Origin of the sequence: Micromonospora sp. HB375, from assembly GCF_017872985.1 — a bacterium.
Taxonomy (GTDB): domain Bacteria; phylum Actinomycetota; class Actinomycetes; order Mycobacteriales; family Micromonosporaceae; genus Micromonospora; species Micromonospora chalcea.
Map to the genome: position 1 here is coordinate 5,531,955 of NZ_JAGGJO010000001.1, position 13,752 is coordinate 5,545,706.

Below are 13,752 nucleotides of genomic sequence, written 5' to 3' on the forward strand. Positions count from 1 at the left end.
GCCCGTTTTGTCGCCGCCAACTTCATGATCGACCGACGTCGGGGAAGATCTTGGTAGGAAATGGTCCCTATAGGGGCCGAAATCTTCCAAGATCTCTAGGGACACCGGCGGTGGGGGCGAGCGGCGGGAAGGAGAAACGCTGCCCGGGCAAGGACCCGGATGAGGGGCCTGCCCGGGCAGCGGGCGACGGGAACCGGCCTGCCGGTCAGCTCCGGCGGAACGCGTAGAAGCGGGTCTGGCCGGCGCGCTGGCTGCGCCCGGTGACCCGGGCCTGCCGCCCTGCCGGTGGGCCGGATCGGGGCGGCGTCGCGGGCGCGCTGAGCAGGACCGGAGTCTCCGGTGACGCCGAATGCGGCGCCGCGTCCAGGGACACGGCGGACGCCACCGGCTCCGTCGGGAGCACCACTGCGGGCGGCGCGGTGAGCGCGTCGAGCGCCGGCGCGGTCACCTGCGGCGAGGACTGTTTGCGGGACTTCTTCGGATTGCGCTTCGCGGGCATTCGCGGGCCTCCTGTCGTGCGGGCGCGCCGACCGGGACGCGCCGAGCGAGGACTCCGGCGCATTCCGATCGCGACAGACACCGCGACCGACGGTGGCGGGGAAGGATGCGGACGCCCGGAGCAGGACGGGTCCACGGCACTCGCGGCGGTGGACCGGGCTCGGAGGTGGGGCGTCACATACGCATGCGGCAACGCTATCCCGCCACCGACGAGTCCCGCAGCCGAATTAAGCCGAGGGACGTACGGCCACCCACCGGTCACACCCTGTGGACACCGTCGCCCACATCCTCGACGGCCGCGATACGGTCGCAGCACGGCAGTACGGACGAGAGGTGGCGGTACGCATGGCAGAGCAGGCGACGGCGCAGATCGGGGTCACCGGTCTGGCGGTGATGGGCCGCAACCTGGCCCGGAACCTGGCCCGCAACGGCTTCGCCGTGGCGGTGCACAACCGGTCGCCGGAACGTACCCGCAGCCTGGTCGCCGAGCACGGCGACGAGGGCACGTTCGTGCCGTCGGAGTCGCTCGCGGACTTCGTCGGCTCGCTGGAGCGGCCCCGCGCGGTGATCGTGATGGTGAAGGCCGGCGCCCCGACCGACGCGGTGATCGACGAGCTGGTCCCGCTGCTGGAGGAGGGCGACATCGTCGTCGACTGCGGCAACGCGCACTTCGCCGACACCCGCCGCCGGGAGGAGGCGCTGCGCGCGCACGGGCTGCACTTCGTCGGCACCGGCGTGTCCGGCGGCGAGGAGGGCGCGCTGCTCGGCCCGAGCATCATGCCCGGCGGGTCGGCCGAGTCGTACCAGAAGCTGGGGCCGATCTTCTCCAAGATCGCCGCGCACGTGGACGGCGAGCCCTGCTGCCGGCACGTCGGGCCGGACGGCGCGGGCCACTTCGTGAAGATGGTGCACAACGGCATCGAGTACGCCGACATGCAGCTCATCGCCGAGGCGTACGACCTGTTGCGGGCCGGTCTGTCGGCGAGCCCGGCGGAGATCGCGGAGATCTTCCGGGAGTGGAACGGCGGCGAGCTGGGGTCGTTCCTCATCGAGATCACCGCCGACGTGCTCGGCCACACCGACGCGGCAACCGGTCAGGCGTTCGTCGACGTGGTGCTCGACCAGGCCGAGCAGAAGGGCACCGGCCGCTGGACCGTGCAGAGCGCGCTCGACCTGGGCATTCCGATCACCGGCATCGCCGAGGCCACGTTCGCCCGGTCGCTGTCCGGGCACGCCGGCCAGCGCGAGGCCGCCCGCCGGGTGTTCGCCGACGCGGGCGAGAAGTGGCAGGTGGACGACCGGGAGACGTTCGTCGAGGACGTGCGCCGCGCGCTGCTGGCCAGCAAGATCGTCGCGTACGCGCAGGGCTTCGACCACATCCGCGCCGGCAGCCGGGAATACGACTGGAACATCGACCTCGGCGGCACGGCCACCATCTGGCGGGGTGGCTGCATCATCCGGGCCGGTTTCCTGGACCGCATCCGCGAGGCGTACGACGCGGAGCCGGACCTGGCGACGCTGCTCGTCGCGCCGTGGTTCGCCGAGCGGGTCAGCGCCGGCGTACCGGCCTGGCGACGGGTGGTGGCCGACGCGGCCCGGGCGGGCGTGCCGGCACCGGCCTTCGGGTCGTCGCTGGCCTACTTCGACGCGCTGCGGGCGCAGCGGCTGCCGGCCGCGCTGATCCAGGGGCTGCGGGACAACTTCGGCGCGCACACCTACCACCGGGTGGACCGGGACGGCTCGTTCCACACGCTCTGGGCGGGCGACCGCTCCGAAGTGGAGGCGTGAGCCCGGCCGGGCACCTCACCAGGCCCGCTGGGCGTGCGGGTCGGGCGCCCAGCCGGCCGCCGGCTCGCCGGCCGCCAGTTCGCCGATCTCGCCGGAGCGGACCGCCGGGGTGTGCCCCAGTTCGGCGCACCACCGCTCGGCCAGCTCGGCGCACAGCCCGGCGACCGCGTCCCGGCGGTCCGGTTCCACCAGGTCGGCGGCGGCCAGGGAAGCAGTCATCTCGTACCGGAGATCGCGCATCCTCCACCCCCGTGGCGGGCGCGCACCCGGCGGCGCGCCCTGCGCCGATCGTAGAGCGCAACGCCCCGCGCCCGGCGGGAAAGCCGGATGCGGGGCGTACCGGTCGGGCCGACGTCGCAGGTCAGAAGAACCGGCGACGCCTGGCCTTCTGCGGCCGGATCAGGTCGGCGCCCTTGGTCAGCAGACGGCTCACCCCGGACGGGCCGCGACGGGCCTCCAGGGTGTGGCTGAGCCGGCGCGCGCCGGCCGCCGCCAGCGGCACGGCGACCGCCATGACCGCCCACTGCGCGATCCGCTTCTGAATCATGTGGTTCACCTCCGCGTTTGCTGTCTGGAGGTATCGGTACCCAGAGCGGCGCGCCGGTAAGCCTGCCCCCTCAGGCGCCCGGGGCGACCGGGTTGGGCAGGGCGCCGCCGAAGCGGCGGTCGCGCTGGGCGTACAGCTCGCAGGCGTACCAGAGGTGGCGGCGGTCGAAGTCGGGCCAGAGCGTGTCCAGGTAGACCAGTTCGGCGTACGCGGTCTGCCAGAGCAGGAAGTTGGAGATGCGCTGCTCGCCGGAGGGGCGCAGGAACAGGTCGACCTCGGGCACCTCGGGGTGGTAGAGGTACCGCGCGACAGTCTTCTCGTTCACCTTGGCCGGGTCCAGCTTGCCGGCGGCGACGTCGCGGGCGATCCCGGCGGCGGCGTCGGCGATCTCCGCCTGGCCGCCGTAGTTGACGCAGAACTGCAGCGTCAGCGTCGAGTTGCCGCGCGACATCTCCTCGGCGGTCTGCAGCTCGGAGATGACGCTCTTCCACAGCCGGCCCGCGCGGCCCGACCAGACCACCCGTACGCCCAGGTCGACGAGCTGGTCGCGGCGGCGACGGATGACGTCGCGGTTGAAGCCCATCAGGAAGCGGACCTCGTCGGGCGAGCGCCGCCAGTTCTCGGTGGAGAACGCGTACGCCGACAGGTAGGGGATGCCCATCTCGATCGCGCCCTCGACGGTGTCGAAGAGGCTGTGCTCGCCCTGCTCGTGCCCCTTGGTGCGGGGTAGGCCGCGCTCCTTGGCCCAGCGGCCGTTGCCGTCCATCACGATGGCGACGTGCCGGGGCACCGCGGCGGGCGGCAGCGCCGGCGGACGGGCCCCGGAGGGGTGCGGGGTCGGCGGGACCGGCTCGCGGCGGGTCGCCCTCGTCGATCGGATCACTCGGTCATCTCCCTGTTCACACCGGCGACGGGCCCGGCGCCGGAGCGCGGCGGGGCCACATCCGGTCCCGCGCCGCCGGGCGACGGGACCGCGCCGGCCGCCGGGGCGCCCCGGTCGACCAGCGGCAGCGAGCGTAGCGCGCGTTCCAGATGCCACTGGAGGTGCGCCGCGACCAGCCCGCTGCACTCCCGGCGTACGCCGGTCTCGGCCGCGTCGGCGTACCCCCAGTCGCCGGAGGTCAGCGCGGACATCAGCTCCAGCGTGGCGGGCGCGGGGTGGGCGGCGCCGGGGGGCCGGCAGTCCGGGCAGACGGCGCCGCCGGCCGGTACGGAGAACGCGCGGTGCCGGCCCGGCTCGCCGCAGACCGCGCAGGCGGCGAGCGCCGGCGCCCAGCCGGCGAACGCCATGCCGCGCAGCAGGTACGCGTCGAGCACCAGCGTGGTGGCGTGCTCGCCGCGGGCCAACGACTTCATCGCGCCGAGGGTGAGCTGGAACAGCCGCAGCGACGGTTCGCGCTCGACCGGGGTGAGCCGCTCGGCGGTCTCGGCGATCGCGCTGGCGGCCGTGTAGCGGGGGTAGTCGCCGAGGAACCGTTTGCCGTACAGCTCGATCGCCTCGACCTGGCTGACGGTGTGCAGCGAGCTGCCCTGGTTGCCCTTGGGGTCACCGGCGAGCTGGAGGTCGACGTGCCCGAACGGCTCCAGCCGGGCGCCGAACCGGCTCGTGGTGCGCCGCACGCCCCGGGCCACCGCGCGCAACCGGCCGTGCCGGCGGGTGAACAGCGTGATGATCCGGTCGGACTCGCCCAGCTTCTGCACACGCAACACCACCGCGTCGTCGCGGTAGAGCTGTCGGCGGTACCCGGCCATCAGGCCATTCTCCCTCCGGGTGCGATCTCAGGGTCGGCTCGGGGTGGACCGGCGGGCGATCCCCGATGTGCCGGGCGCCGGGCCGGACCTAGTGTGCTGGCCATGGCTTCGCTCCGTACCGCGGTGGCCGCGACCGCTGCCGCCACGCTCATCGTTCTCTCCGGGTGTGACACCCTCTCGTTCCGCCGGCTCGACTACGACCACACCGAGCAGGCGAAGATCACCCGGATCACCGTGACGGAAGACGGCTCCGGGGACGTCGTGGTCCGGGCCAACGGCCCGGCCGACCAGGTACGGATCAAGCGCGTCGTCCGCTACCAGGGCGACGAGCCGACCAGCCGGTACGAGATCAAGGGCGACGAACTCGTGCTGCCCACCGACTGCGGTCACCGGTGCAGCATCTCCTGGGAGGTGACCGCGCCGCCCGGCGTGGCGGTGAAGGGCGGGACCGCCTCGGGCAACGTCGACCTGACCGAGATCGGGGCGGTGGAGTTCACGCTCAGCTCCGGCGACCTGACCATCCGGGGCGCCACCGGAGAGGTCCGCGCGTCGTCCACGTCCGGCAACATCCGGGTGGTCGAGGCGGCCCGCCCGGTGCGGTTGCGGGCCCGTTCCGGCGACATCGAGGCCCGGCGCCTCGCCTCCGCGGTCGACGCCGAGACCACCTCCGGCAACGTCGTCGTGGAACTGGACCAGCCCGCTCCGGCCCGGCTGCACGCCACCAGCGGGGACGTGGACCTGGCCGTGCCGGCCGGCCGCTACCGGGTGCGGGCCGAGGCGAGATCCGGGGACACCGACGTGACGGTGACCGACGACCCGGGCGCGTCAGTGCTGCTGGACGTCTCCGCCACCAGCGGGAACGTGACGGTCACCAGCCGCTGAGCGCGGTCAGTCGGCGGCCGGGGCGTCCCGCCGGTGGCCGCCCGCGCCCGGCGGCGGGTCGTCCGCCCGGTCCACCGCGCGGCGCGGCGACGGGATCCGGGCGCCGGCGCCCACCAGCCCGTCCTGGGCGCCGGCGGGAGCCGGGCTGGCCGGGGCGGCCGCCGCCCGCTCCGCCACGGTCCGCCGCGGCCTGCCGGGAAGCAGTTCCGGGGTACGCCGGGCGGCCACGTCCTCGACCCAGCCGACCATCAGCGTCACCACGCCGACCAGCGCGAAGACCAGCCCCACCCGCAGCCACAGGCCGACCGGGTCGCGTGGCGACCAGCCGACCAGGCCGACGAGCGGGGTGAGCGCCACCACGAACGGCATGTGCCAGAGGTAGATGGTCAGCGCGCGCCGGTTCACCACCGTCACCGCGCGGCCGAGCGCCGGCACGCGGTCGACCCAGGTCACCCCGGCCGGCGCGCGGCCGATCGTGACCAGGATGAACGCGGCCGACCAGAGCGCGTTGCCCAGCGGGATGTCGTTGATGTCGTACCCGCGCGGGCCGGGATGGGTGAAGATCCAGGCCAGGCCGGCCGCGCCGACGACGGCGGCCACCGGCAGCAGCACCCGGTTGCGCATCCGGCGCAGCAGCCCGTCGTGGTGGGCGAAGCCGAGCAGCCAGGCGCCGAAGTAGAGGCCGAACTCGCGCAGCACCGTCGGCGGGTTCGCCAGGATGCCGGCCTCGATCGCGACCAGGAGCAGGTACGGCGCGGCCAGCGTGGGCAGCGGCGCCCGGCGGAACAGCCACAGCACGAACGGTGAGGCGAGCACGAACCACAGGTAGTCCCGCAGGTACCAGATCGGGCTGAGCGCCAGCCCGCCCCAGTAGTTGGCCGGTGGGTCACTGATCGGGAAGAGCCAGAGCAGCACCTTCGGGCCGAACGCCAGCCCGGTGAGCAGCATGGCCGGCACGAAGACGGCGGCGACCACCCACAGCGACGGCAGCAGCCGGCGCAGCCGCCGCCCGACCGCGCCCACCCCGCTGCGGTCCAGCGACGCGGCCATCAGCGACCCGGCCAGGGCGAACATCACCGACATCGCCGGGAACACCAGCGTGAGCGTGGCGTAGCCGGTGACGTGGTACGTGACGACTCGGAGGATGGCCAGGAAGCGCAGCAGGTCCAGATAGCGGTTTCGCATCAGCTCGCGGCGGGGTCCGGGGGCAGAGACAATGGTCCCTACCCTGCTCCCGGACACCTCGAAACAACCACAGACGCCTATGAAAAGTGAGATGTCCCATAGGCCTGACTGATCCTGATCACTCGTCGCCGAGCACGCCCGGCCGAGGGCTCAGAAGCCGAGCTTGCGCAGCTGCTTCGGGTCGCGCTGCCAGTCCTTCGCCACCCGTACGTGCAGGTCGAGGTAGACCCGGGTGCCGAGCAGCTCCTCGATCTGCCGCCGGGCGGTGGTGCCGACGTGCTTGAGGCGGCTGCCCCGGTGGCCGATGACGATGGCCTTCTGGCTCGACCGCTCGACGTACACGTCGGCGTAGATCTTGGTGAGGTTGCCCTCCGGGATCATCTCCTCGACCACCACCGCGATGGAGTGCGGCAGCTCGTCGCGTACGCCCTCCAGCGCCGCCTCGCGGACCAGTTCCGCCACCAGGACCTGCTCCGGGTCGTCGGTGAGCATGTCGTCCGGGTAGAGCTGCGGCGAGGGCGGCAGGTAGCCGGTCATCACGTCGACGAGCGTGTCGACCTGGTGCCCGGAGACCGCGCTGACCGGCACCACGGCGGCGAACTCGCCCAGCTCGCTGACTGCGAGCAACTGCTCGGCCAGCCGCTTCTTGTCCACCAGGTCGGTCTTCGTCACCACCGCCAGCACGGTGGCCTTCAGGCTCGCCAGCTCGCCGGTGATGAAACGGTCGCCCCGGCCGACCGGCTCGTTCGCCGGCACGCACAGGCCGATCACGTCGACCTCGCTCCACGTCTCCCGGACCAGGTCGTTGAGGCGCTCCCCCAGCAGCGTGCGGGGGCGGTGCAGGCCCGGGGTGTCGACCAGCACGAGCTGCGAGTCCGGCCGGTGCAGCACCGCCCGGATGATGTGCCGGGTGGTCTGCGGCTTGTTCGAGGTGATCGCGATCTTGGTGCCGACGATCGCGTTCGTGAGCGTCGACTTGCCGGCGTTCGGCCGCCCGACGAAACAGGCGAAACCGGCCCGGTAGGGACGCGCCTCAGGCGTGGTCACTCGACCACCGTGCCGAGCACGGCGCCGTCCGGCGCGGCCACGTGGATCGGCGCGTCGGCGGACAGGTCACGCACCGCCGCGTGCCCCGCCCCGTCCAGCGTCGACGCCTCGGTCACCACCACAGCGGCCTCCAGCCGGCTCGCGCCCGCCGCCACCGCCGAAGCGACAGCCAGCTGAAGCGCGGTGAGCGTCAACGACGGCAGCGCAACGCTCGCCGCCGCGTACGTCCGGCCGTCCTGGTCGCGGACCGCGGCGCCCTCCACTGCCGCCACCCGGCCCCGCGCGCCCCGGGCCAGCACGACGAGCTTGGCGTCCTCGGCGCTCAGCTCGGCCGGATCGGCCGGGGTGGGCAGGGCAGCGGGCACGGCGGGTGTCTCAGGCATCGGCGGATTGCCTCTCCTCGGAACGGTTGTTGTCGCCACGGGAATCGGGCGGGTCGTTTCGGTTCGCGCCCTCCGGCGCGTCGCCCCGGTCGACGCGGCTCACCAGAACCGTGTCGATCCGGTTGCGCCGGCCGGTGGTGCCCTCGGCCATCAGCCGCAGGCCGGCCACCTCGGCCTCGGCGCCCGGAATGGGCACCCGGCCGAGCGCCTGCGCCAGCAGGCCACCGACCGTCTCCACCTCGTCGGTGGGCAGCTCGGTGTCGAACAGCTCGCCCAGATTCTCCACCGGCAGCCGCGCGGTCACCCGCACGGCCCCGTCCGGCAGATGCTCGACCGGCGGGCGCTCGACATCGTACTCGTCGGTGATCTCCCCGACGATCTCCTCCAGGATGTCCTCGATGGTGACCAGCCCGCCGGTGCCGCCGTACTCGTCCACGACGATGACCAGGTGGTTGCGGGCCGCCTGCATCTCCGAGAGCAGGTCGTCCACCGGCTTGGACTCCGGCACGAACGTGGCCGGGCGCATCAGCTCGGCCACCGGCATCTGCCGGGCGCCCTGGTCGCCCTGCACCCGCCGGATCAGGTCCTTGAGGTAGAGCACGCCGAGCACGTCGTCGACGTTCTCGCCGATCACCGGGATGCGGCTGAACCCGGAGCGCAGGAACAACGCCAGCGCCTGGGCGAGCGTCTTGCGCTCCTCGATCCACACCATCTCGGTACGCGGCACCATCACCTCGCGCGCGATGGTGTCGCCGAGCGCGAAGACCGAGTGGATCATCTGGCGCTCGCCGTGCTCCACCACGCCGCGCTGCTCGGCCAGGTCGACCAGTTCCCGCAGCTCCACCTGGGTCGCGAACGGCCCCTCGCGGAAACCCTTGCCCGGGGTGACCGCGTTGCCGATCAGGATCAGCAGCGACGCCAGCGGGTTGAGCGCGCGGCCCAGCCAGCGCACCAGCGGCGCGACCGCCCGGCCGACCGCGTACGCGTGCTGGCGGCCGATCGTGCGCGGCCCGACCCCGACCACCACGAAGCTCACCACCGTCATCGCGCCGGCGGTCACCAGCGCCGCCCGCCAGCCCGCGCCGAACGTGTCCACAGCCACCAGCGCGACCAGCGTGGTGGCGGTCAGCTCGGCCAGCAGCCGCAGCAGGAGCAGCAGATTCAGATGGCGGACCACGTCACCGGCGACCACCTGCAGGGCCCGCCCGCCGCGCGCCCCGTCCCGGGTCAGCTCCGCGGCGCGGGCCGGGGAGACCGCTGCGAGCGCCGCCTCGGTCATCGCGATCAGGCCGGCGAGGACCACCAGCCCGGCGGCGAAGACCAGGAGTTGAAGATCGGGCAGGCCGGCGGGCGCGCGGACCGCCGCCAAGGTGTCCATCACCGCGACCGGGTCGACCGCCAGCTGGCCAGCAGCCGGGCCTGGAGACCGAACATCTCCCGCTCCTCCTCGGGCTCGGCGTGGTCGTAGCCCAGCAGGTGCAGCACGCCGTGCACGGTGAGCAGGTGCAGCTCGTCGGCCGCCGAGTGCCCGGCCACGGCGGCCTGCTTGGCCGCCACCTCCGGACAGAGCACGATGTCGCCGAGCAGGGCCGGCTCACCGCCGGCCGGGGCGCTCTCGCCCGGGCCGTGGTCGACGCTGCCCTCGTCCATGGGGAAGGCGAGCACGTCGGTCGGGCCGTCGCCGCCCATCCAGCGGTGGTTCAGCTCCGACATGTACTCGATGTCGACGAGCAGCACGGACAGCTCGGCGAGGGGGTTGACCCCCATCTCGTCGAGGGCGTGCCGCGCGACGGCGAGCACGGCGTCGGTGTCGACCTCGACACCCGACTCGTTGGCGATCTCGATGGACAACTGTCTTCCTCTGATGGTGTGACGGCTTGCGCCGGTGGTCAGCGGCGCCGGCCGGCCCGGCCGCCCTGGGCGGTCCGCCCGGGTACGGCGTGCACGCTCTGGGCCTGCTGGTTCTCCCGCTCGGCGTCCCAGCGGGCGTACGCGTCGACGATCTCACCCACCAGCTTGTGGCGGACCACGTCGGAGCTGGAGAGCTGGGCGAAGTGCACGTCCTCGACGTTGTTCAGGATCTCCCGGACCACGCGCAGGCCGCTGGTCGTCCCGCCGGGAAGGTCCACCTGGGTGACGTCACCGGTGACGACGATCTTGGAGCCGAAGCCGAGCCGGGTGAGGAACATCTTCATCTGCTCGGGCGTGGTGTTCTGCGCCTCGTCCAGGATGATGAACGCGTCATTAAGCGTGCGGCCCCTCATGTATGCCAGCGGCGCGACCTCGATCGTCCCGGCGGCCATCAGCTTCGGGATGGTCTCCGGGTCGAGCATGTCGTGCAGCGCGTCGTAGAGCGGGCGCAGGTAGGGGTCGATCTTCTCGTTCAGGGTGCCGGGCAGGAAGCCCAGCCGCTCCCCCGCCTCGACCGCCGGGCGGGTCAGGATGATCCGGTTGACCTGCTTGGCCTGCAGCGCCTGCACTGCCTTCGCCATCGCGAGGTAGGTCTTGCCGGTGCCGGCCGGCCCGATGCCGAAGACGATGGTGTGCGCGTCGATCGCGTCGACGTACTTCTTCTGCCCGAGCGTCTTGGGACGGATGGTGCGGCCGCGCCGGGAGAGGATGTTGAGCGTCAGAACCTCGGCGGGCCGCTCGGCGCCGCCCTGCTCGAGCATGCCGACGGTACGCCGTACCGCGTCTGTGGTCAGGGTCTCGCCTTTCTCGATCAGTTCGAGCAGCTCACTGAAGAGACGCTCGGCGAGGGCGTTGTCGGCGGGCGCGCCGGTGATGGTGATCTCGTTGCCGCGCACGTGGACGTCGCTGTTGACCGAACGCTCGACGAGTCGCAGGATCTCGTCGCCCGCGCCGAGCAGGTTCACCATGATCTTCTGGTCTCCGACCGTGATCCTGGTCTGCACGCGCGGCGTGCCGGGAGGTGGGGTGCCGGTCATAGGTCGGGCCGTCGGGCCCTGCGCCACCTGCTCTCCGCTTCTCTGTGCCGGGCCCTGCTGGCGCGGCGTACGGTTACCTCCCATCGTATCGGGTCGGCACCGCGCACACCGCGCCCATTTCCGGCGCTCGGCGATCAGTCACCGGCGCGGAAGTCGTACCCGTCGAAGGTCTCCTGGCGGCGGGTGAAGCGGTAGGTCGCCCAGTGCATCCGGACCACCACGCCGTGCTCGTCGCGCGTGAGCCGCAGCAGCTCCCCCACCTCGCGGCCGGAGACCGTGCGGAACACGTCCGGCCGGTCCGGCAGCGGCGCGAACACCGCCGGCGGCTTCCCGGCCGGGTCGTCCGCGCCCCGGGCCCGCAGCGTCCCGTCGTGCCAGGAGAAGACGTACTCGAAACCCTCGCCCCACCAGCGGCCCAGCATGCCGCGCAGGTGCGCCGGCGCGGGCGGGCCGGGACGCCACGGCTCGATCTCCGCCGGGTCGTGCTCGGCGGCGGCGGCGAGCAGCCGGTGCGCCAGGTCGAACACCTCCACGCCGGCGCCGGACGAGCCGAGCACCGCGGCGCCCATCGCCCCGGCGGTGCCCTGCCCGCCGCGCCGCCCGTAGACGGCGGCGAGGAATCCGGGCATCGCGCCGTCGTGCCCCACGTGGGTCACCCGCTCGGGCTGCGGCACCAGGATCAGCCCGAGGCCGAAGCCGGCCGTCCAGACCGACTCGTCGGTGGTGGTGAGCGGCCAGCGCATCTCCTCGACGGTGGCCGCGGCGAGCACCGCGCCGTCCGGGTCGAGCGCCGCCGGGTCGGCCAGGAAGGCGGCCCAGCGGGCCATGTCCGGCGCGGTGCTCCAGAGCTGGGCTGCGGGGGCCACCGCGCCGAAGTCGGCCGGTGGCTCCGGGTGGGCCTCGTCGGAGTACGCGTCGACCAGGAACCCGGTCGCGGCACGCTCGGTCGGGGCCGGGCCGGTGGCGGTCAGCCCGAGCGGGACGAGGACCCGGTCGGCCAGCACCTCGGCCCAGGTCCCGCCGCGCAGCCGGGCCACCATCTCGCCCAGGAGGGCCATGCCGAGGTTGGAGTAGTGGAAGCGCCGCCCGGTGGGCAGCACCCGCTCGACCCGGGCCAGATCGGCCAGCAGCTCCTCCACGGCCGGGGCGCGCAGGCTGTCCCACACGTCGCCGTGGGGCTCGCGTTGCAGGCCGGCGGTGTGCGACAGCAGCCGGCGTACGGTCAGCTCGCCGTGCGCCGGCAGGTCGAGGTGCCGCCCGACCGGGTCGTCCAGGTCGAGCAGGCCCTCGTCGCGGCACTGCATGACGAGTACCGCGGTGAACGTCTTGGTGACCGAGCCGATCCGGAACACCGTCTCCGGCCCCAGCGGGGTGTCGTTGCCGGTGTCGCCCACGGCGCAGGTCCAGAGCGGCCGGTCGGCGCGGTGCAGGGCGGCCGACACCGCCGGGATCCGCCCGGTGGCCTGCGCCTGGCGCACCATCCGGCCGAGCCGGTCGGACACGTCGGTCATCGGCAGAGCATCGGGCCGAGCGGCGCGCCGCCGAGCAGGTGGGCGTGCACGTGGAAGACCTCCTGGCCGCCGTACGGGCCGGTGTTGAACATCAGCCGGAACCCGTCCACGGTCAGGCCCTCCTCCTCGGCCACCACGGCGGCGGTCTGGAGCACCTCCCCGGCCAGTTCGGGCGCGCCCTGGGCCAGCGTGGCCACGTCGGCGTAGTGCTCCTTCGGGATCACCAGCACGTGCGTGGGCGCCTTCGGGTCGATGTCCCGGAAGGCCAGGGTGGTGGCGGTCTCGCGGACGATGGTGGCGGGAATCTCCCCGGCGACGATCCGGCAGAAGAGGCAGTCCATCGCAGCAGTGTAAGGAGGGGCCCCCGCTTAACGCCTCCGGCATGGGAAGGGGCCCTTCTTAACACCCCGGGCCGGTGCGGCAGGATGGCCGCCATGGCGGGACGGGCGGTGCTGGTGACGGGGGCCTCGCGGGGCATCGGGCGGGCGGTGGCGCGAGCGTTCGCCGCAGGTGGGGACCGGGTGGCGATCCACCACCGGGACTCCGCCGAGCTGGCGGAGCGGCTGCGCGCCGAGCTGCCCGGCGACGGGCACGTGGTGGTACGCGCCGACCTGGCCGACCCCGACGCGGTACGCGCCATGGTGGACGAGGCGGCCCAGCGGCTCGGCGGTCTCGACGTGCTGGTGAACAACGCGGGCGTGTTCGGGCCGGCCGATCCCCCGCACCCGGTCTTCGAGAGCAGCTACGAGCAGTGGCGGGCGCGGTGGCGGGAGGTGCTCGACACCAACCTGGTCGGCGCGGCGAACGCGGCCTGGTGCGCCGCGCAGCACATGCGCGACAGTGGGGGCCGGATCGTCAACGTCTCGTCCCGGGGCGCGTTCCGGGGCGAGCCGGCCAACCCGGCGTACGGCGCCAGCAAGGCCGGGATGAACGCGATGGCCCAGTCGCTGGCGGTGGCCCTGGCGCCGTACGGCATCGGGGTGGCCTGCGTGGCGCCCGGCTTCGTCGAGACGGACATGACCAACGAGCACCTGAAGGCAGAGCGGGGCGAGGCGGTACGCGCGCAGTCCCCGTTCCACCGGGTGGCGCGTCCGGAGGAGATCGCGGCGGCGGTGCACTGGCTGGCGAGCCCCGAGGCCGAGTGGGCCTCAGGAACGATCATCGACCTGAACGGCGCTTCCTACCTCCGCTCCTGACCCACGCCTCCCCCG

At 73.3% G+C, this 13,752-nt stretch carries 16 protein-coding genes; 3 read left to right on the forward strand and 13 right to left on the reverse strand.

The annotated features are described in order from the left end of the window. Positions 1-205 precede the first annotated feature (205 nt). On the reverse strand, positions 206-499 hold the full coding sequence (locus J3R08_RS24330) for a hypothetical protein (RefSeq protein WP_069087973.1): 294 nt from the start codon (positions 497-499) through the stop codon (positions 206-208). A 344-nt stretch (positions 500-843) separates the two neighbouring features. On the opposite strand from J3R08_RS24330, the gene gndA reads away from it, so the two are divergent. Then, positions 844-2,286, forward strand: coding sequence for an NADP-dependent phosphogluconate dehydrogenase (gene gndA, locus J3R08_RS24335; RefSeq protein ID WP_043331024.1), 1,443 nt, complete (start codon positions 844-846; stop codon positions 2,284-2,286). Between the two features lie 15 nt (positions 2,287-2,301). Here gndA and J3R08_RS24340 read toward each other — a convergent pair whose 3' ends face one another. From J3R08_RS24340 to recO, 4 genes are all read right to left on the reverse strand, one after another. Next, positions 2,302-2,526: a thioredoxin reductase gene (locus tag J3R08_RS24340; protein WP_069087974.1), complete on the reverse strand. Its 225-nt coding sequence runs from the start codon at positions 2,524-2,526 to the stop codon at positions 2,302-2,304. A gap of 121 nt (positions 2,527-2,647) precedes the next feature. Next, positions 2,648-2,833, reverse strand: coding sequence for a hypothetical protein (locus J3R08_RS24345; protein ID WP_013287960.1), 186 nt, complete (start codon positions 2,831-2,833; stop codon positions 2,648-2,650). 70 nt (positions 2,834-2,903) lie between these two features. After that, positions 2,904-3,716 carry an isoprenyl transferase gene (locus J3R08_RS24350; RefSeq protein ID WP_043329022.1) on the reverse strand — a complete coding sequence of 271 codons (813 nt, stop codon included), beginning with the start codon at positions 3,714-3,716 and terminating at the stop codon, positions 2,904-2,906. Beyond that, complete coding sequence (gene recO / locus J3R08_RS24355) at positions 3,713-4,585, reverse strand: DNA repair protein RecO (protein ID WP_043329020.1); 873 nt, start codon at positions 4,583-4,585, stop codon at positions 3,713-3,715. The genes J3R08_RS24350 and recO overlap by 4 nt, the downstream gene beginning before the upstream one ends. Positions 4,586-4,687: 102 nt before the next feature. Between recO and J3R08_RS24360 the strand changes: the two genes are divergently transcribed. Then, positions 4,688-5,467 carry a DUF4097 family beta strand repeat-containing protein gene (locus J3R08_RS24360; protein WP_043331022.1) on the forward strand — a complete coding sequence of 260 codons (780 nt, stop codon included), beginning with the start codon at positions 4,688-4,690 and terminating at the stop codon, positions 5,465-5,467. A 6-nt stretch (positions 5,468-5,473) separates the two neighbouring features. On the opposite strand, the gene J3R08_RS24365 is transcribed toward J3R08_RS24360, so the two are convergent. From J3R08_RS24365 to J3R08_RS24400, 8 genes are all read right to left on the reverse strand, one after another. Further along, the gene (locus J3R08_RS24365) at positions 5,474-6,652 is read right to left on the reverse strand and encodes an acyltransferase (protein ID WP_113972680.1); all 1,179 of its coding nucleotides are present in this window, start codon (positions 6,650-6,652) and stop codon (positions 5,474-5,476) included. 150 nt (positions 6,653-6,802) lie between these two features. Further along, a complete protein-coding gene (gene era, locus J3R08_RS24370; RefSeq protein ID WP_064448689.1) occupies positions 6,803-7,699 on the reverse strand; it encodes a GTPase Era in 897 nt (298 codons plus the stop codon). Then, positions 7,696-8,082 (reverse strand): hypothetical protein, encoded by a 387-nt coding sequence (locus tag J3R08_RS24375; protein WP_030503128.1) that lies wholly within the window; start codon positions 8,080-8,082, stop codon positions 7,696-7,698. The genes era and J3R08_RS24375 overlap by 4 nt, the downstream gene beginning before the upstream one ends. Then, positions 8,075-9,484: a hemolysin family protein gene (locus tag J3R08_RS24380; RefSeq protein ID WP_176722779.1), complete on the reverse strand. Its 1,410-nt coding sequence runs from the start codon at positions 9,482-9,484 to the stop codon at positions 8,075-8,077. Before J3R08_RS24380 ends, J3R08_RS24375 begins: the two co-directional genes overlap by 8 nt. Continuing rightward, positions 9,460-9,933: an rRNA maturation RNase YbeY gene (gene ybeY / locus J3R08_RS24385; RefSeq protein WP_030503126.1), complete on the reverse strand. Its 474-nt coding sequence runs from the start codon at positions 9,931-9,933 to the stop codon at positions 9,460-9,462. Before ybeY ends, J3R08_RS24380 begins: the two co-directional genes overlap by 25 nt. Before the next feature lie 38 nt (positions 9,934-9,971). Continuing rightward, positions 9,972-11,030 carry a PhoH family protein gene (locus tag J3R08_RS24390; RefSeq protein ID WP_030503125.1) on the reverse strand — a complete coding sequence of 353 codons (1,059 nt, stop codon included), beginning with the start codon at positions 11,028-11,030 and terminating at the stop codon, positions 9,972-9,974. 134 nt (positions 11,031-11,164) lie between these two features. Further along, a complete protein-coding gene (locus tag J3R08_RS24395; RefSeq protein ID WP_069087977.1) occupies positions 11,165-12,541 on the reverse strand; it encodes a serine hydrolase in 1,377 nt (458 codons plus the stop codon). Continuing rightward, positions 12,538-12,882 (reverse strand): histidine triad nucleotide-binding protein, encoded by a 345-nt coding sequence (locus J3R08_RS24400; RefSeq protein ID WP_013475524.1) that lies wholly within the window; start codon positions 12,880-12,882, stop codon positions 12,538-12,540. Before J3R08_RS24400 ends, J3R08_RS24395 begins: the two co-directional genes overlap by 4 nt. A 93-nt stretch (positions 12,883-12,975) precedes the next feature. Here J3R08_RS24400 and J3R08_RS24405 point away from each other — a divergent pair, with 93 nt between their 5' ends. Then, positions 12,976-13,737, forward strand: a complete 762-nt coding sequence (locus J3R08_RS24405) for an SDR family NAD(P)-dependent oxidoreductase (RefSeq protein ID WP_069087978.1) — start codon at positions 12,976-12,978, stop codon at positions 13,735-13,737. Positions 13,738-13,752 lie beyond the last annotated feature (15 nt).